Origin of the sequence: Nocardia anaemiae NBRC 100462 (assembly GCF_001612725.1) — a bacterium.
Lineage (GTDB): Bacteria > Actinomycetota > Actinomycetes > Mycobacteriales > Mycobacteriaceae > Nocardia > Nocardia anaemiae.
This window is the reverse complement of record NZ_BDAZ01000010.1, coordinates 65,591-83,349: the sequence shown is the minus strand read 5'-3', so window position 1 is coordinate 83,349 and position 17,759 is coordinate 65,591. Positions and strand designations below refer to the sequence as shown.

18 protein-coding genes are annotated in these 17,759 nt (G+C 65.4%); 10 read left to right on the top strand and 8 right to left on the bottom strand.

Translation table 11 applies throughout. The features are described 5' to 3' along the window. Nucleotides 1-84 precede the first annotated feature (84 nt). Entirely contained in the window at nt 85-831 is a 747-nt protein-coding gene (locus NA5_RS08045) for an ABC transporter permease (RefSeq protein WP_062983531.1), read from the bottom strand. 49 nt (nt 832-880) lie between these two features. After that, nucleotides 881-1,690: an ABC transporter ATP-binding protein gene (locus NA5_RS08040; RefSeq protein WP_062983528.1), complete on the bottom strand. Its 810-nt coding sequence runs from the start codon at nt 1,688-1,690 to the stop codon at nt 881-883. A 206-nt stretch (nt 1,691-1,896) separates the two neighbouring features. Between NA5_RS08040 and pnuC the strand changes: the two genes are divergently transcribed. The 3 genes from pnuC (at nt 1,897) to NA5_RS08025 (ending at nt 5,171) form a co-directional block, all read left to right on the top strand. After that, nucleotides 1,897-2,580 carry a nicotinamide riboside transporter PnuC gene (gene pnuC / locus NA5_RS08035; protein ID WP_062983526.1) on the top strand — a complete coding sequence of 228 codons (684 nt, stop codon included), beginning with the start codon at nt 1,897-1,899 and terminating at the stop codon, nt 2,578-2,580. Between the two features lie 75 nt (nt 2,581-2,655). Beyond that, nucleotides 2,656-4,170 carry an MFS transporter gene (locus NA5_RS08030; protein WP_245672142.1) on the top strand — a complete coding sequence of 505 codons (1,515 nt, stop codon included), beginning with the start codon at nt 2,656-2,658 and terminating at the stop codon, nt 4,168-4,170. Beyond that, nucleotides 4,167-5,171 carry a sigma-70 family RNA polymerase sigma factor gene (locus NA5_RS08025; RefSeq protein WP_084483967.1) on the top strand — a complete coding sequence of 335 codons (1,005 nt, stop codon included), beginning with the start codon at nt 4,167-4,169 and terminating at the stop codon, nt 5,169-5,171. The genes NA5_RS08030 and NA5_RS08025 overlap by 4 nt, the downstream gene beginning before the upstream one ends. A gap of 62 nt (nt 5,172-5,233) precedes the next feature. Here the strand turns inward: NA5_RS08025 and NA5_RS08020 are convergent, their stop codons facing one another. After that, complete coding sequence (locus tag NA5_RS08020) at nt 5,234-6,382, bottom strand: FAD-dependent monooxygenase (protein ID WP_062983522.1); 1,149 nt, start codon at nt 6,380-6,382, stop codon at nt 5,234-5,236. Between the two features lie 89 nt (nt 6,383-6,471). Between NA5_RS08020 and NA5_RS08015 the strand changes: the two genes are divergently transcribed. Continuing rightward, nucleotides 6,472-7,047, top strand: coding sequence for a TetR/AcrR family transcriptional regulator (locus NA5_RS08015; RefSeq protein ID WP_062983520.1), 576 nt, complete (start codon nt 6,472-6,474; stop codon nt 7,045-7,047). Nucleotides 7,048-7,165: 118 nt separating this feature from the next. Next, nucleotides 7,166-7,957: a DeoR/GlpR family DNA-binding transcription regulator gene (locus NA5_RS08010; RefSeq protein ID WP_062983518.1), complete on the top strand. Its 792-nt coding sequence runs from the start codon at nt 7,166-7,168 to the stop codon at nt 7,955-7,957. 6 nt (nt 7,958-7,963) lie between these two features. Here the strand turns inward: NA5_RS08010 and NA5_RS08005 are convergent, their stop codons facing one another. The 5 genes from NA5_RS08005 to NA5_RS07985 are packed head-to-tail and all read right to left on the bottom strand — an operon-like array spanning nt 7,964 to nt 12,640. Beyond that, a complete protein-coding gene (locus tag NA5_RS08005; protein ID WP_062983603.1) occupies nt 7,964-8,836 on the bottom strand; it encodes an alpha/beta fold hydrolase in 873 nt (290 codons plus the stop codon). 45 nt (nt 8,837-8,881) lie between these two features. Next, the gene (locus NA5_RS08000) at nt 8,882-9,535 is read right to left on the bottom strand and encodes a TetR/AcrR family transcriptional regulator (protein ID WP_062983516.1); all 654 of its coding nucleotides are present in this window, start codon (nt 9,533-9,535) and stop codon (nt 8,882-8,884) included. Nucleotides 9,536-9,577: 42 nt separating this feature from the next. Further along, nucleotides 9,578-10,483 carry a carbohydrate ABC transporter permease gene (locus tag NA5_RS07995; RefSeq protein ID WP_084483965.1) on the bottom strand — a complete coding sequence of 302 codons (906 nt, stop codon included), beginning with the start codon at nt 10,481-10,483 and terminating at the stop codon, nt 9,578-9,580. Next, complete coding sequence (locus NA5_RS07990; RefSeq protein ID WP_062983514.1) at nt 10,480-11,388, bottom strand: carbohydrate ABC transporter permease; 909 nt, start codon at nt 11,386-11,388, stop codon at nt 10,480-10,482. The genes NA5_RS07995 and NA5_RS07990 overlap by 4 nt, the downstream gene beginning before the upstream one ends. 1 nt (nt 11,389) lies before the next feature. After that, nucleotides 11,390-12,640 (bottom strand): extracellular solute-binding protein, encoded by a 1,251-nt coding sequence (locus tag NA5_RS07985; protein WP_063813246.1) that lies wholly within the window; start codon nt 12,638-12,640, stop codon nt 11,390-11,392. A gap of 158 nt (nt 12,641-12,798) precedes the next feature. On the opposite strand from NA5_RS07985, the gene NA5_RS07980 reads away from it, so the two are divergent. From NA5_RS07980 to NA5_RS07960, 5 genes are read left to right on the top strand one after another with little or no spacing between them, the layout of a single operon-like run. After that, nucleotides 12,799-13,713 (top strand): SIS domain-containing protein, encoded by a 915-nt coding sequence (locus NA5_RS07980; RefSeq protein WP_062983506.1) that lies wholly within the window; start codon nt 12,799-12,801, stop codon nt 13,711-13,713. Nucleotides 13,714-13,743: 30 nt separating this feature from the next. Continuing rightward, on the top strand, nt 13,744-14,781 hold the full coding sequence (locus NA5_RS07975; RefSeq protein WP_084483964.1) for an ROK family protein: 1,038 nt from the start codon (nt 13,744-13,746) through the stop codon (nt 14,779-14,781). Then, nucleotides 14,778-15,926 (top strand): N-acetylglucosamine-6-phosphate deacetylase, encoded by a 1,149-nt coding sequence (locus NA5_RS07970; protein WP_062983504.1) that lies wholly within the window; start codon nt 14,778-14,780, stop codon nt 15,924-15,926. The genes NA5_RS07975 and NA5_RS07970 overlap by 4 nt, the downstream gene beginning before the upstream one ends. Then, complete coding sequence (locus tag NA5_RS07965; RefSeq protein WP_063813244.1) at nt 15,923-16,873, top strand: 1-phosphofructokinase; 951 nt, start codon at nt 15,923-15,925, stop codon at nt 16,871-16,873. The genes NA5_RS07970 and NA5_RS07965 overlap by 4 nt, the downstream gene beginning before the upstream one ends. After that, nucleotides 16,870-17,700 (top strand): class II fructose-bisphosphate aldolase, encoded by an 831-nt coding sequence (locus NA5_RS07960; protein WP_062983502.1) that lies wholly within the window; start codon nt 16,870-16,872, stop codon nt 17,698-17,700. The genes NA5_RS07965 and NA5_RS07960 overlap by 4 nt, the downstream gene beginning before the upstream one ends. The last annotated feature ends 59 nt before the right edge of the window (nt 17,701-17,759 follow it).

Here is a 17,759-nt window from a genome sequence, read left to right as displayed (position 1 = left end):
GTGCTCTCCATGGCGGTCGGTTCGGGGGCAGTCACGTTGTCCACCGGCCCGAGTTCCTCAGTCATCGCACTCCTCCAGCGTGGCTCATCTCGACTCCTGCGCGGTCCATGGGGCGATCAGTCGGGCGGCCAGCGCGACAATCGCGTAGCCGAGGCCCGCGAGGGCGGCGGCGGCCAGTGCCATCCCCCAGGTGCGCGGCACGTTATAGGCGGTCTGCGCGGCGGTCAGCGCCACACCGATCCCACTGTCCACGCCACCGAGATACTCGCCGATGATCGCACCGAGCACGGCCGACGGTGCGGCGATCTTCAACGCCGCGAACAGATTCGGCAGTGCCGCGATGGCCTGCACCCGGTAGAGCTGCTGCCAGCGACCGCCGCCATAGGCGCGGATCAGGTCGAGGCTGGTGACATCGGCCGAGCGCAATCCGGTGACCGTGCCGACCATGGTGGTGAAGAAGCAGTACATCGCCGCGAGGAATACCGTCGGGGTGCGCCCGCCGAACACCACCAGGATGATCGGACCGAGGGCGAGCAGCGGGATGCAGTAACTGAGAATAGCGAGTTGGGTCGCCAGCGGTTCGATCCACGGAATCAGCACGATCAGCATCGCCAGCGCGATGGCCAGCGCATTGCCCCAGATGAAGCCCTTCAGCGCGCCGAGCGCGGTGATCCGGAAGTTGGGGCCGTACAGATCCCAGCCGTCGGTGTACATGGTGTGCAGGACGGTCCACGGACTCGGAATCGTGCCGCCCGCGACCTCCAGCGCGGCAAGCAGCCACCAGATCGCGATCAATCCGAGAACGCCGACCAGTCCACCGATTCGTTTCATGCCGCACCCCCCGGGTGGTCACGGACCGATGCGGTCCAATCGCGATCGCTCATGCGACACCGCCCTTGCCGGACTTCCCGAATAGCAGCTCGGACAGGTAGTCGTGCAACTTGTGGAACTCCGGCGTGCGCATCATCTCGGGCGTGCGCGGGCGCGGCAGATCGATCTTCACCAACTCCAGCACCCGGCCCGGCCGCGGACTCATCACCGCGACGACATCGGAGAGGAATACCGCCTCGGCGATGCCGTGCGTGACCATCAGGGTGGTCGCGGGCTTCTCGGTCCAGATCCGCAGCAGTTCCAGATTCAGCCGCTGCCTGGTCATATCGTCGAGCGCGCCGAACGGTTCGTCGAGCAGCAGCACGGTCGGCTTCACGACCAGGGCGCGTGCGATCGAAACACGTTGGCGCATACCGCCGGACAGCTGCGCCGGTTTGGCCTTCTCGAAGCCTTCGAGGCCGACCAGCCGGACCAGATCCGCGATCAGTCCCGGATCCGGCGAAATGCCCGCGACCTGCAGCGGCAGCTTGATATTGGATTCCACCGAACGCCACGGCAGCAGCGCGGAATCCTGGAAGGCGATGCCCAGTTCGTGGCGGCTGCGCAATTGGGCGGGCGTCTCACCGTCGATGAGCGCCTTGCCCGCGGTCGGTGTCTCTAGTCCGGCCAGGATGCGCAGCACCGTCGATTTGCCACAGCCCGATGGGCCGAGCAGGGACAGGAATGCGCCCTGTTCGGTATGCAGCTCCACATCGTCGAGCGCCTGCACCGTCTTCCGGCCGACCCGGAATGTCTTCGTCAAACCGCTGATGTGGATGCCCGTCCCGCCGATGGGCTCCTCGGTACCGCTCGCCGTCATGACCAAAACACTAGGAGCAGGTCGTTGCACGGATATTGCGAATCGCGATCCCAGATTGCGCAATCGTTACGCGGCACACCTCGCAGACCTTTCTCAGACCTCGCACACCGGCTCGCCGCGCGAAACGCCGTCGCCGGAACGCGAAGGTATGCGTGAAGGGCAGTGGCTTCGGGATGAGAAGTTGGGGTGGGCGGGTTGTAGCGGGGGTGAGCCCTTTGGTTGCGTTGCTCGACGCCAAGTTGGATGTCGGGGGGTCGGAGATTCTTTGGCGGGAGGTCATCGGCAATGGGTTCGGGCTGGCGTCCGCGGTGGGCGGTATGCGGCGGCGGGTGTGGGCGTGGCCGATCGGGATCGCGGGCAATGCGCTGTTGTTCACCGTTTTCGTCGGTGGGATCTTCAACACGCCACAGCATTTGAATATGGCCGGACAGGCCGGGCGTCAGCTGATGTTCATCGCGGTCAGCGTGTACGGCTGGTGGAGTTGGTATCGGCATGCGCGCGCCGAAACCGGACTCGAGCACCGCGGTGTCGCGCCGCGCTGGGCGAGTGGGCGTGAACGGCTGGTGCTGGTGGCTGCCATGTTGGTCGGTACGGCCGCATTCGCTCGATTGTTCGCGCTGATCGGTTCCTACGGGCCGTGGGCGGAGGCCTGGATCTTCACCGGGTCGGTGCTAGCGACCTACGGGATGGCGCGCGGGCTCGCCGAATTCTGGCTGATCTGGATAGCTGTCGACCTCGTCGGCGTGCCATTGCTACTGAAGGCGGGGTATTACCCGTCGGCGACGCTGTATCTGATCTATGCGGGCTTTGTCGCGTGGGGGTTCGCCGTCTGGGTGCGCACCCTGCGCAAAGCCCCTGTCGTCGCTGATCTAGCGCCTTCGCGTCCCTAGAGACTTTTTTCGCAACCTCCGATGAATCGGCGCCGCGGCGCCGGTATGTACCCGCACAACCCATCGGAGGAAGCAATGAAGATGACTAACGGGCAGCGCTGGGTGCTGGCGCTGACATCACTGGCAGGCTTGATGATCGTGCTCGACGCACTGGTCGTCACGACCGCTATGCATGCGATCCAGCTCGATCTGCACGCATCGATCGGCGAGCTGGAATGGACCATCAACGCCTACAACCTGAGTTTCGCGGTGCTGTTGATGGCGGGCGCGGCGCTCGGTGACCGCTACGGCCGCAGGCGGGTGCTCGTCGGCGGGCTGGCATTGTTCAGCGCGGCGTCGGCCGGATGTGCGCTGGCACCGAATCTGGGTCTGCTGATCGCCGCAAGGACGGCACAGGGCATCGGTGCCGCCGCCATCATGCCCGTCGCGGTGGCCTTGCTTTCGGCGGCATTCCAGCCGGAGCAGCGGACCAAGGCGCTCGGATTATTCGCGGCGGCAACCGGATTGGCCACCCTCGGCGGCCCACTCGTCGGCGGTGCGGTTGTGCAAGGACTGGCCTGGCAGTGGATCTTCTGGTTGAACCTGCCGATCGGTGCGGTGCTGATACCGCTGGTGCGCACGCGGCTGGCCGAAAGTATCGGCGAGGCGCGCAAATTGGACTTTCGCGGGATCGCATTGGTGAGCGTCGCCGCGTTCGGCATTGTCTGGGGACTGATTCGAGGCAATGAATCGGGTTGGACCAGTGCCGAAGTCGTGGCCGCCTTCGTTGCGGGGGCGGTGGCACTGATCGGATTCGTGCGCTGGGAACTGCGCACCACCGCGCCGCTGATTCCGATGCGCTTCTTTGCCTCGCGCGCCTTCTCCGCGGGCAATGCGGTCGGATTCCTACTGGCCGCCTCGATTTTCAGTGGTGCGTTCTTCTTCGCCCAATTCCTGCAGATCGTGCAGCAGCAGGGTCCACTCGGCGCCGGACTGCGATTGGCGCCGTGGACGGTGACGCTGTTCCTGGTGGCACCGATCGCGGGCAAGCAGGTCAACCGGTTCGGTGAACGTCCGCTGGTTATCACCGGCTTGCTCATGCAGGCGGTCGGCTACGGGTGGATCGCCGTCACCGCAGGACCGGACCTGTCGTACGCCGCGATGATCGCGCCCTTCGTCATCTCCGGTGTCGGTGTTTCGATGGCGATTCCGGCCGCGCAGGGTGCGGTACTGCGGGCCGTTCCGATGCCCGCCGTCGGGGCCGCATCCGGGACCTACAACACCCTGCGCCAACTCGGCGGCGCATTCGGAATCGCCGTTCCCGCAGCTGTTTTCGCGGCCGTGGGCTCCTTCGCAAGCCCGCGGGCCTTCAGTGCCGGTTTCGCCGCCGCCATCGGGACCGCGGCTCTGCTCGCGCTCCTCGGTGCTGCGATCGGCCTGCTGATTCCGGCCGGTGCGCCCGTACCCGGGCCGAACACCACCGAGCCGGTTTCGACCGACCCCGCGGAACCACCCAGCGACTGGTTGGCCTCCGCCCCCGCGGTCACACCGAGCGACGGGTTGACCGCCGACTCGGCAGGTCGCGATGACCGCACCGGGGTGCAGGCATGACCAGCGCCACAGATTCCTCGGTAAGTTGTGCACCCATGACGGTCAGTGCGGATTTCGCGGCGCGCACCGCGCCCTACCGGCCCGAACTGCTCGCGCACTGCTATCGGATGCTCGGCTCGATCCACGATGCCGAGGATCTGGTACAGGAGACGATGCTGCGGGCCTGGCGCTCGGCCGACCGTTATGACGAGGACCGGGCGTCGCTGCGCACCTGGCTGTATCGGATCGCCACCAACGCCTGCCTGACCGCGCTCGAACAGCGCGGCAGGCGGGCGCTGCCCAGCGGACTTGTCGGGCCGAGCGATACCGTGGTCACCAAACCGCAGCGTCATCCCGAAATCCCTTGGCTGGAACCGATTCCCGACGCACTGCTCGGCACCGCGTCCGACGATCCGGCAACCGTGGTCGCGGCCCGCAGCGGCATCCGGCTCGCATTCATCGCGGCCCTGCAATACCTACCCGCCCGCCAGCGCGCGGTATTGATCCTGCGCGACGTACTCGCCTGGTCCGCGGCCGAAGTCGCCGACCTGCTCGAAACTTCCACCGCCGCAGTCAATAGCGCACTGCAACGCGCCCACGCCCAATTGGAGAAAGACGCCCCCATGCTCGACCGCATATCGGAATCGTTGAGCCCGGTCGAACGCGCGATGATCGACCGATACGTCACCACCTTCGGCAACGCCGACATGGCTGCTTTCGCCGAGCTCCTGCGTGACGATGTGGTCCTCGAAATGCCACCCGCCCTGCTCTGGTTCGCCGGACGCGCCCACGTACTCGCCTTCTTCACCGACAAATGCGGTTCCACCCCCGACCTCTGGCGCGCAATCCCGACCTCCGCCAACACCCAACCCGCCATCGCCTACTACCGCCGCGACGAAACCGACACCTACCAGGCACATTCCATCCACCTACTCACCCTGCGCGACACCGCGATCGACCGAATCACCGTCTTCCTCGACGCCACCCTCTTCCCGGGCTTCGGGCTCCCCACCTCCCTCTGAACAGGGACGCGAAGAACTGAGGGGTAAGCGGGTGCGAAATTCGTGGTGGCAAACGGTGACCGTCAAGCGGTGCATCTCGCACGGTCGCGAAGCGCCGTAACAGCAGGATGGATGCGAGTCGCGGTATTGCGCAGCGCGATTCCCGCCTTCGTCGCCGGAATGAGCATCGATGCCGCGGTGGCAACGCCGTTGAGTTTGGGGTCGACCAGTACGCGGTGCCGCGTCTCGTAGCGCTGGAACGCCGTTTCGTGGTCCTCGGGTGTAGCCGCCAGTTCCTCCGCCAACGTGTACGCCCCCGCGATCGCGAGGGTGGAGCCGTCGCCGAACAGTGAGACACAGGATGCGGCGTCACCGAGCAGCGCGATGCGTCCGTCCGACCAGCTCGGCAGTTCGCCCTTGCTGACAGAGTCGAAGAACAAGTCGTCGGTATCGCGCACGCGGTCCAGCAATTCGGGAACCCGCCAGCCCTGGTCGGTGAAGGCCTCGATGACCAGGCGCTTGTGCAGTTCGGTGTCGCGATGGTCGAAACCGGGAACGCCGTTGTGGCGGAACATGAATGCCGCGAGGGCGCGACCCTTCGTCGGGTGCACCGACAGTGCCCGTCCCGGCGTGTTGTAGATGAGGACTTCGCTGTTGCTGCCGAATGGTGCATCGATCCGAATGGTGGCGATGTAGATGCCCATATGCCGGACGAATTCGGATTCATCGCCGAAGGTCAGGCGGCGCACGACGGAATGCAGTCCGTCCGCGCCGATCACGAAGTCGAAGCTGCGCGGATCGGCGTGTTCGAAGGCGACGTCGACGCCGTCGGCGTGCTGGCTCAGGCCGGTAATGGTGTCGCCCCACAGGAATTCGGCGCTGTCGCGGCTGGCGTCGAGCAGGATCGCGGCGAGATCGGCTCGGGGGATCTCGACCTCGCGGTCGCCCGCCGATCCCTGGAAGGCCTTCAGATCGACCCGCGCGACGCGGCGGCCGCTGGCGTTGACGAAATTAATCTGGGACACAGCGGAATTCGCGGCGCGCAGCTGCGGCATGATGCCCATGCGCTCGACCACATCGATGGCAGGTCCCTTCACGTCGACCGGGTTTCCGCTGGAGCGTTGGTCCCTCGCCCGCTCGACCACCGTGACTCGGAAGCCGCGGTCGGCCAGCCAGTACGCCAGGGTCGCACCGCCGATGCCCGCGCCGGAGATCAGCACCGTCTTGTTCATGACAACACCTTTCGACTAAGTGGACGAATTTCGTCCGGTTAAGCGGAGAGTACAGTAACCGGAAGGATTTCGTCCACTTAACTTTGGAGGTGAGGACGACGACCGGTCCGAAGAGGGCTGATGCCAGGAACAACCGGGATCAGATCATTGCCGCGACGCTGGTGACCTTCCGCGAGCAAGGTGTCGATGTGCCGATGAAGGAGATCGCGGATCGGGCCGGTGTGGGTGTCGGCACGCTGTATCGGCACTTCCCGGATCGGGATGCATTGATCGCCGAAACTGCCCAGTCCTACCTCGCCGAGCTGGCTCAGTTGGCGGCGACCGCATTGGCGCAGGAGGGGGCGGCGTGGCCCGCGCTTTCGCGTTTTCTGCACGAGTGTGCGCAGCGGCGGGTCGGAGCGCTGGCATCGGCGATCGAGCCGAATCTGCATGCCGAGATTCAGGCCGATCCACGGTTGCACGAGGTGCGGGGGCGGATTGTCGAATCGGTCTCGCGAATGACCATGCAGGCGCAGCAGGCCGGTGTCATGCGCGCCGATATCGAGCCGGGCGAGGTGGCCGCGCTGATGACCCTGCAGATCTATGCCCGGACCGGTGAGTCGTACGCGGACGCGGTCCGCCGGGTGGTCGATCTGGTGCTCGATGGATTGCGGGCACGGCGATGAAGGTGTCCGACTTGGTAATACGGCGGCCGAATCTCTACGGTCGGGCACGTGCCTGTGCTCAGATTGTTCGCGTGCATGGAAAAACAGCAGGTCGCTCGCGTGGACGGGAAGGTTTGACATGACCGCACCGACGGACCGGCCGCAGCGATGGAACCGACTGCTGGAACTGCTCGCCGACACCGGGCGGCTTTCGGTGGAGGAGGCCGCCGAACGCCTCGGGGTTTCCCCGGCGACGGTGCGCCGCGACTTCACCGCACTCGCCGAACAGCAATTGGCGACCAGGACACACGGCGGTGTGGTCGCGACTTCGGTCGCCTACGACCTGCCCGCGCGCTACCGGCAGGGCGCGGATGAGCCCAAGCAACGGATCGCCGAACACGCTGCGGGACTTATCGAACCGAGTGCGGTAGTCGGAATGAACGGTGGCACAACGACGACCGCCGTCGCACGCGCATTGGCCGGGCGAACCGATCTGGCCACTGCCGCCGGTGACCCACTGACCATCGTCACCAACGCGCTCAATATCGCGGGCGAGATGGTGTTGCGGCCACATATGCGCACCATCGTGCTCGGCGGAGTGGCGCGCCGGGAGTCCTATGAGTTGCATGGACCGTTGGCCGAGCGCGCGCTGGCCGAATTGCGTTTGGACGCACTGATCCTCGGCGTCAATGCGATATCCGCCGAGGGCGGCGCGCAGTGTCGGCATATCGACGAAGCCGGGGTGACCACCGAGATGGTCCGGCGGTCCGGTCAGGTGATGGTCGTCGCCACCGCGGACAAACTGGAGCGCTCAGCACTGGCCCGAATCTGCGGGATCGAGCAGGTCGATGTACTGGTGACGGATTCGGATGCGGATCCGAGTGCGGTGGCGACGATTCGGGCGGCCGGGGTTCGGGTGGACGTGGTTTAGCGCATATCAGAGGAACGCCAGAAGGTGGCGAGCGGTCTCCTCCGGGGCTTCCTCCGGTAGGAAATGTCCGACGTCGAGCGGTCCACCACGGACATCGTCCGCCCAGCGGCGCCATACCTCCAGCGGCCGATGCCAACTGCCGACAGCGCCTGTGGCACTCCACAATACGAGAACCGGACAGGCGATCCGCCGCTGCCCCCGGTCGGCTTCGTCATGCGCGTAATCGAGGGTCGCGGCGGCCCGATATTCCTCGCAGATCGCATGCACGGTATCCGGGTCGCGGAATTTCTCGATGTATTCCGCACGGATGTCATCCGAGAACACGCTGGGATCCTCGGCCCAGCTATCGAGCATATGGTTCACGAGAATCGCCGGGTCACCGGCAATGAGCTGTTCCGGAATCGGTTCCGGTGCGGCGAGGAACGACCACACCCAGAATCCGAGGCTGAAGTCCATATCCGCCGCACGGAAGCTGTCCGCGGTCGGCACGATATCCAAAACCGCCAACCGCGTGATGCTTTCCGGATGATCCAGCGCCATGCGATACGCGCACCGCGCGCCACGATCATGACCGGCCACGCTGAACCGATCATGGCCGAGGCTCGCCATCACCTCGACCTGTTCGGCGGCGATGGCTCGCATGCTGTGTGGACTGTGGTCCGGCCGACTCCGCGGCGAGGCGCTGTCGCCGAACCCCCGCAGATCCGTTGCCACGACGGTGAACCGCTCGGCCAACCGCGATGCGACCTTATGCCACATGAGGTGCGTCTCGGGTATCCCGTGCAGTAGCAGGACGGGCGGCCCGTCACCACCGCGGCGCCCATGCACGCGACCTTCGGCGGTCTCGATATCGAACTCGACGAATCCCTCGAACATCATCTCTGCCACCATAGCGTTTGGGCCCGAACCATTTCGGTTCGCCGGTTAGGTCAACGCAAGTCCAGAATTCACGAAATATGCGATCTCCTTGCATATTTCGTCGAGGGACACCTCGGTATCGGGATGGGTGGTCCGCACCAACTCCTGGGCCAGCGAATTCACCGCGCCGATCACCGCGAGCGCGAACAGATCGAACCGCCGCGGTTTGGTCTCGCCGCGCTCGACGGCTCGCTCCGCCTCACTGATCAACAGCGATGAGAGCAGGCGGCGCTGCTGACGGCGCCAATCCTCCACCGCCGGACTGACCCCGACCAGTTCGACGTAACACACTCGCGCCGAACGATGATCGGCACAGGTCACCTCGAGATAGGCACGGAAAGCATCGACCACCCGGGTGGAAAGCGGTTGCCCTGCGGTCTTCGCCATACTTTCCAGCGCACGTTCGACCGCGTGCGAGGTAATGCGATTGACCAGTGCAATCAACAATGCCTCGCGGCTGCCCATATCCTCGTAGAAACTGCGCGTGGAAACATTCGCGACGGTACACAGCCGTTCGATCGATGTGGCCGAATAGCCCTGGGTGCCGAATAATTCGAGTGCGGCATCGATGAGTCGTGTCTGCCGCTGGGCTACCCGCTGTTGCTTGGACAGCCCGCCGTAACTGCGGCCCTCCTTGGTTTCGTCATCCTGCCGTGCCACGGATTCGATGCTACCGGTCGGAAGCGCCTGCCCCGAGGCCGATTACTTGACGCTGCCCGCGGTAAGCCCCGCGACCAGACGCTTCTCGATGAATGCGAACAGGATGACCACCGGAACTATGCCGACCGTCGAGATCGCGAAGACGTACTGCCATGCAGTGTCGTACTGCCCGACAAATTTGGTCAGCGCCACCGACAGCGGCTGATTCTCCGGGGTGGTCAGCACCACCAGGCTCGCCGCAAATTCGTTCCAGCAGGCCACCACCACGAAAATCGTCGCGGTGACGATGCCCGGCCAGACCAGCGGCAGACTCACCCGGACCAGGATCTGCCAGCGACTCAGACCGTCGAGCTGCGCGGCCTCCTCGATCTCCACCGGAATGGCGGCGAAGAAGCTGTGCAGAATCCACACCGCGAACGAGAGGTTGAACGCGGCGTTCACCAGGATCATGGCCAGCCAGGTGTCATTGATGCCGAGGGTGAAGAACTCCCGGATCAGGCCGGTCACCAATACCGTCGGCTGCAACATCTGGGTAACCAGCACCAGCGCGAGGAATATCGCGCGACCCGGAAACTTGTGCCGCGCCGTGTAATACGCGGCCGGAATGGCCACGAAAAGCACAAGCAAGGTGGCACACACCGAGATGATGATCGTGCTCGCCAGATTGAACGACAGTGGCGTCTCCGGGGTGTCCCACATGGTGGCGTAGTTGTCCGGATGCCAGGTCTCGGGCAGATATGTCGGTGGGATGCGCAGGATTTCGGCGCGGCTCTTCAGCGAGCCGAGCACCATCACCACGAACGGGGTCAGGAAGATAACGGCGAGCACCACGCCCACCGCGGTGAGTTCCCAACGCCGCCGCCGCGGTCGCCTGCTCGGGGGCTCGGCAACCGTGGTGTCCGGCGGGATTTGCACACCTTCGATGAGAATTTCGGCCTGCGTCGTCATGCGTCCACCTGCTGGGTCGGCTTGATGACCTTCACATAGATCGCGATGATGACCACGATCAGCGCGAAGTTCAACACGCTCATCGCGGCCGCGGTATCGAGCTGCTGATTCTGCCGAATCAGCTTGAACGTCAAGGTCGTCGTCGTATCCGCACCGAAGCCCGCGATACCGCCGGTGATCACCTGCAGAATGGGCAGTGAGTTGAATACATTGATGATGTTGATGATCGTGGCCACCGCGATCGCCGGACGCAATTGCGGCAGTGTGAGATATCGATAGCGCTGCCACGCACTGGCGCCGTCGACCCGGCCCGCCTCCTCTATCTCGGCCGGAATCGATTGCAGCCCGGCCAGAATCGTGTAGGTGGTGAACGGGATCGAGACGAAGACCGCGACGCCGATCGCCACCAGGAAGGCGGGCGTCGGCTGTTTGGTGAAACCGTAGCCCCGATCCAGCAGCCCGATATCGACCAGGAACCGGTTGGCGATGCCGACATCGGGATCGAGCATGTAATAGAAGATGGTCGTCGTCATCACCACCGAGGCCGCCCACGGCACCAGAATCGCCATGCGCACCGCGGTGCGTCCCGGGAAATCCTTGTTCAGGAACTGTGCGAGACCCGCCGAGAGCACCAGGGTGATCAGCACGACGGTGACCACCCAGACCACGGTGTGCGCCAGTACCGATCCCAATTCGCTGATATCGAACAGGTTTCGGTAATTGGCCAGTCCGGCGGGACCGCGGTCCTGGCCGTAGGCGCTCAGGTCCCGGGTGCTGGTCCAGACCATATAGCCGACCGGGAACGCGACGATGGCCGCGATCAGCACCAGGGACGGCCCGATCCAGGGGACGGCCCGCAGTGTCGAATTCTTCCCCGCGAGTACCCGGGAACCTGGACGCCCCACGCTACTTCGCTGCTTCCTGAATCCGCTGCAACACCTGAGCCGGGTCCGCGCCCTGCGCGATGGTGCCCATCTGCTGATGCATGGCACCCTGCGCCGCGGCCCATTTCGGGTTGTTGCTCGGGTAGAACTTGGCCACCGGCAGGGTCGCCGCGAACGCCTTGGTCACCGGATCGTCGGCGAGCACCGCGGTGGCACTGGTCGTGATCGGGATGAAGTGCTCGTTCTTGACGAAGTTCGCGTACACATTGGCCGAGTAGAAGAAGTCGAGGAACTTCTTGATCGTCTCGGCCTTCTTGCCGTCCTTCTTGAATGCCATCAGATGATCGGCCACCCCGAGCGTGACGGGCGCACCGTCCTTGGTCGGCGAGGGCGCGGTGGCGTACTTCAGGCCCGGATTCTTATCGGCGATCTGGGCGATGGTGGGCGGCAGCCCTTCGATCATCCCGATCTTGCCCTGGATGAACGAATTGATGACGTCCTTGCGGTTGGTCGCACCCGGATTCGGCTGGGTGACACCGGCGTCGAAGATCTCCCGCATGGCCTTGACCCCCTCCAGGTTCTGCGGGGTATCCACGGTGATCTTGTCGCCATCGGACCAGTTGCCGCCCGCGCCGAAGGTCCACAGCGACGTCTCGGCCTGCGATTCCTCACTGCCGAGCGGCAGACCGTAGCCGGAGACACCGCCGCCGAGCGCCTGTATCTTCTTGGCGGCATCGGTCAGCTCCGCCCAGGTCTTGGGCGGCGTACTCACCCCGGCCTTCGCGAAGAGGTCGGTGTTGTAGAACAGGGTGCGGGTGGAGGCGAACAGCGGCATCGCATACTGCGTGCCGTTCAGCGAAGCGTTCTTGGCGAAGCCGGGCTGCACGTCCGCCAGCACATTCGGGGAGACGACCTCGGACACCGGATAGAGCATGCCGTCACCGGCGAAGCTGGCGTAGGCGTCGATATTCAGCAGATCCGGGGTGGTGGACTTGGACTGCAGTTTGGTCTTCACCACATCGTTGATCGACTCCCAGGACTCCATCTGCAGGTTGACCTTGTAGTCCGGATTCTGCTTCTGGAAGTCGTCGATGATGCGATCCCACAGCGCCTTCGTGCCATTGGCACCGTCGCTGTAGGTGGGGGCCAGGAAGTTGATCGTCTTATCGGAGTCGGCTGAATCCTTGGAGCCGAAACCACATGACGAGACGGCGAGCGCGAGGCCGGTGACCAGCGCGATCCCCGCGAGGACGCCGTGCAGGGGTCTTTTCACGAGCAGAACCTTTCAAATTTTCGCTCCGAGCGCTACCGCAGCGCCGATGATGGAGCGAACGAATCGCTTGACCAACAGGCTAGACCCAATCTTGATCATATGTGACTGATTCGCTCGTAAATTTGACATGAACGATCACATCGGGTGATTCTGTTGTTGTGCCCATCTCCGCTCACTCCACCCCCGTGACTCATCTGGCCGCCGAAGTCGCCACCCAGCCGGACGACTGGGTACGCGCCGAGACCACCGCCGCCGAACACCGCGCCGTACTGCCCCAACCGGGTGAGCGTGTCGCCGTTATCGGTTGCGGCACGTCACTGTTCATGTCCCGCGCCGTCGCGGCACTACGCGAGAGTTCGGGTCAGGGCATTACCGACGCCTGGCCTGCCAGCGAGGTTCGCAGCCGTCGCGATTACGACCGCTACCTCGTCATCTGTCGCTCCGGCACCACCACCGAGGTGGTCGACGCCATGCGGGCGATACCGGCACACATTCCGCGCACCGTCATCTGCAGCAGTCCGGGCACCCCGGTACTCGAGCTGGGCGATCCGATCCTGATCGACGAGGTCGACGAACAGTCGGTGGTGCAGACCCGCTTCGCCACCACCGCGCTGGCGATCCTGCGCTGGCATCTGGGCGAGCAGCTGCGTCCGGCGATCGAGCAGGCCAGGGCCGTACTCGCCGAAGACCCGGCGACGGCACTGGCCGCTGTGCGTCGTGCCGAGCAGATCAGCTTCGTCGGGATGGGATTCGCGGCCGCGATCGCCGAGGAGGCGGGGCTCAAGCTGCGCGAATCCTGCCAATCCTGGACCGAGTCGTATCTGCAGACCGAATACCGGCACGGTCCGATCAGCATCTCCACCCCCGGCCGCGCCGTGTGGGCCTTCGGAGCGCTGGTCCCCAATTTCGCGGAGGATGTGGCCGTCACCGGCGCGCATTTCGAACACCGCGATATCGATCCGATGGCCGATCTGGTCCGCGTGCACCGGCTCTGTGTGCTGCGCGCCGCCGACCAAGGACTCGACCCGGACCATCCGCGCAACCTGAACCGTTCCGTCGTTCTGGATCGGTGACCGGTCACTACCAGGAACTACTGTGCGGATATGGGAACCGAACAGCCCCCGACCACCGTGCACCGCGACGATCTCGCGGCACGTATGGACCCGGCGGTGCCGGACGCCGCGGCGGCGCCGGGGCCGGTTGCCCAGCAGCCGGTCACGGCGTTGACCGACGACCTGCTGGTGCTCGGCCTCGATGTCGGCGGCACCACGATGAAGGGCGAGGTCACCGATGCCGCGGGCACGGTGCTCGCCGCGGGTGTGGTGGCCACCCCGCAGGGTGAGGCGGCCTTCGAAACGATGGGGGCACTCGGTGATCAGCTACTCGCCGAGTTGACCGATGACCAGCGCGACCGCGTCGCACGCGCGGCCGTCGTGCTGCCGGGCATTGTCGATCCGGTCCGTTCGATCGCGGTATTCAGCAGCAATGTCGGTTGGCGCGATGTGCACATCGGCGATCGGTTCGCCCCTCGCTGGGGTATGCCGGTGCTGATCGAGCACGATGTCGCGGTGGCGGGCTGGGCCGAATGGCGCTTCGGCGCCGGGCGCGGCCACGATGACGTCTGTGTGGTCATTCTGGGCACCGGCATCAGCGGCACCCTTTCCGTCGGTGGCCGTCTGATGCGCAGCGCCTATGGGCAGACCGGCGAATACGGACATATCCCGGTTCGGCACGCGGACGGATTGCGTTGCCCCTGCGGCAATATCGGCTGTGTGGAGACGGTGGCATCGGGTGCGTCCATCGCCCGCGCCTACGCGAAGCGAACCGGTCACGAAACGGCCAGCGCGGCGGATGTTTTCGCGATACTCGATACCGATTCGGACGCCAAAGCCGTTGTGGACGAGGCGATCAGCGCGCTCGCCGACGGACTGCTCGGACTCATCCACGCGGCCTGCCCCGAACTGATCATTCTCGGCGGCGGCCTGGCCGGTGCCGGTTCCGCGCTCACCGAACCCCTGCACCACACCATTGCCGAACGTCTGCGCGTGGTGCCCGCACCGCGGGTGGTGCTCGGCGAATTCGGTGCCCGCGCCGGACTCATAGGCGCGGCCCTGTTCGCCAGACAGGGAGCGCTGATATGAGTCGCGAGATTCGCGGACGGATCGTTTCGGCGACATCCGAATTCGACGACGGCGTCGTGTCCATCCGCGCGGGTCGGATCGATCGAGTGCGGTCACTCGCGGACTGGGTTGCCGCACATCCGGATTCGACCGTGCCCCCGTTCTCCGGCACCGTGCTGCCCGGACTCGTCGATATCCACAACCACGGCGGATGCGGCCACCGGTTCGACACCGTCGACGGTGACGAGGCGCGCGCGGCCGCCGAGTTCCATCACACACACGGCTCCACCACCGTGCTGGCCAGCGTTGTCACCGGCGCTGCGACCGACATGCTCGCGCAGGTCGAGACGCTGCGCGCGTTGGCCGCGGAAGGCACCATCGCCGGAATCCATGCCGAGGGACCATTTCTGGCCGCCGCACGCTGCGGTGCGCAGGATCCCCGATATCTGCGCGATCCCGACCTAGAGCTGACCGAACGCCTGCTCGCCGCCGCCGACGGCCATCTTCGGGTCATGACGCTCGCCCCGGAGCTGCCGGGATTCGACAAGGTCGCCCAACGTCTTTCCGACAGCGATGTGGTGGTGTCACTCGGCCACAGCGATACCGATTTCACTGGGTTCGGACAGTCCTTGCGCCCCAAAGGTTTCGCCAGTCTGGTTACCCACTTGGCGAACGGAATGCCACCGCTGCATCACCGAACACCCGGTCCGGTGGCCGCCGCTCTCGTCGCCGCGGCGCAGCGGCAGGTCTTCGTCGAGCTGATCGGTGACGGAGTACACGTCGACTCCGGCTTCGGCGCATTGGTTTTCGCGACCGCGCCCGGACAGGTCGCGCTGATCACCGATGCGATGCAGGCCGCGGGCATGCCCGACGGCGAATATCAGCTCGGTCCGCAAGTCGTCCATGTCGCCGATGGCGTGGCCCGGATATCCAATGGATCCATCGCGGGCGGCACCGCCCACCTGCTGCGCTGCCTCGCCTGGGCGGTTAACGAATGCGGTGTGCCCTTGCGCGAGGCCGTGCTCGCCGCCACTTCGGTACCCGCCGCGGCGGCCGGACTGACCGATGTGGGCGACCTCAGGACCGACCATTTCGCCGACCTGCTGATAGTCGATGACAATCTACAGTTGCGCCGAGTGCTCAGACGTGGACAGTTGTTGACGTGATCCTCACCGTGACAATGAATCCCGCCTACGACATGACCTACCGGGTAGAACATTTCGAGCGCGGCCAGGCCCATCGGGTCCGTTCGGTCGAGCAGCGCATCGGCGGCAAGGGCATCAATGTGACGCGGGTGCTCAATCAGATCGGAAAGTACGCCAGGGCAACCGGTTTCTCCGACCATGCCTTCGCCGCCGCCGCCGAGCTGGAGATGCCGGTCGACTTCGTGCACGCACTGCCCTGGGTCCGACGCACGGTGGTGATCAGCGAATCCGGTGACGGTACCGCCACCGCGCTGTGGGAGCCCGGCGCGCGGATCTCGAATCCCCATGCCGCCGAGCAACTCTCGGTTCGCGTCGCGGGCATGCTGCCCGATATCAACGGCCTGGTCATCTCCGGATCGCTGCCAGGCGGTATCGCCCACGGCCTGCCCGCCGATATCGCGCGCACCGCCATCGCCGCCGGTGTCCCGACCATCTGCGATGTCGACGGCGAGGCACTGCGGCTGGCCGCACAGGTTCCCGGCATCGTGCTGATGCCGAATACCGAAGAGCTGGAACGGCTCACCGGACGCGTCCCGGTGACCCCGGACGAAGTGGTCACGGCCGCACGACCGCTCATCGAACGCGGCGTGCGCGCCGTCATCGCCACTCGGGGCGCCGAGGGCATGGTCGTAGTCACCGCCGATGGCGCGTGGTCGGCGGTGCTGCCCGAACCACTCGCCGGAAACCCCACCGGCGCGGGCGATTCCGCGACCGCCGCGGTCATCGCCGCATTGTCGGATGCGAAGGACACCCCGGACTGGCCCGCCGTGCTGGTCGACGCCGTCGCCACCTCCGCCGCCGCGGTCGTCATCCCCGTCGCCGGTGAAATCGACCGCCGCGTACGCACCCAAATCGCACCGACGGTGATCGTCGACCGACTAGCCACCCCGCAGGAGACCTCCCCATGAGCTCGAGACCCGTCGCGGACCTGATTGCGGCCGCCCGCCCGGGCGGTCTGGGCGCCTTCAATGTGATCACCATCGAACACGCTGAGTCGATCGCCGCGGCCGCCGAGGCGGCGAAATGCCCGGTGCTACTTCAGATTTCGCAGAATACGGTGCATTACCACGGCGGCAGGCTGGCCCCGATCGCGCTGGCCTGCTTGCGCATTGCCGCCGACAGCAGCGCCGATATCGCGGTGCACCTGGACCATGCCACCTCGTTCGAACTCATCCGCTCCGCGGTCGACCTCGGCATCGGCTCGGTCATGTACGACGGTTCCACCCTCGACTACACCGAAAATGTCGCCGCCACCGCAGATATCGTGCGCTGGTGCCACGAGCGCGAGGTCTTCGTCGAAGCCGAACTCGGCGAAGTGGGCGGCAAGGACGGTGCGCACGCCCCCGGCGTTCGCACCGATCCGGACGAGGCCGTCGAATTCGTCGCGACGACCGGCGTGGACGCCCTCGCCGTGGCCGTCGGCTCCTCGCACGCCATGCAAACCCGTACGGCCGAACTCGATAACGACCTGATTGCCCGACTATCCGCGAAAGTTCCTGTCCCCCTTGTACTGCACGGCTCCTCCGGCGTCCCCGATGCGGGCCTGCGCGCCGCCGTCGCGCACGGCATGACCAAAATCAACATCGCCACCAGGCTGAATGTCCTTGCCACCGAGGCGATCCGGACCGTGCTCGCGGACAGTCCCACCATTGCCGATCCACGCAGGTACCTGGCGCCCGCACGGGACGCGATCCGCGCCGAGGTCGAACATCTGCTGCACGTGCTCGCCGAATAGCTTCGCCAGCCCGGAAAAGCTTTGGGCAGCCGACGGTGAGCAGCGATGATACGATGGAT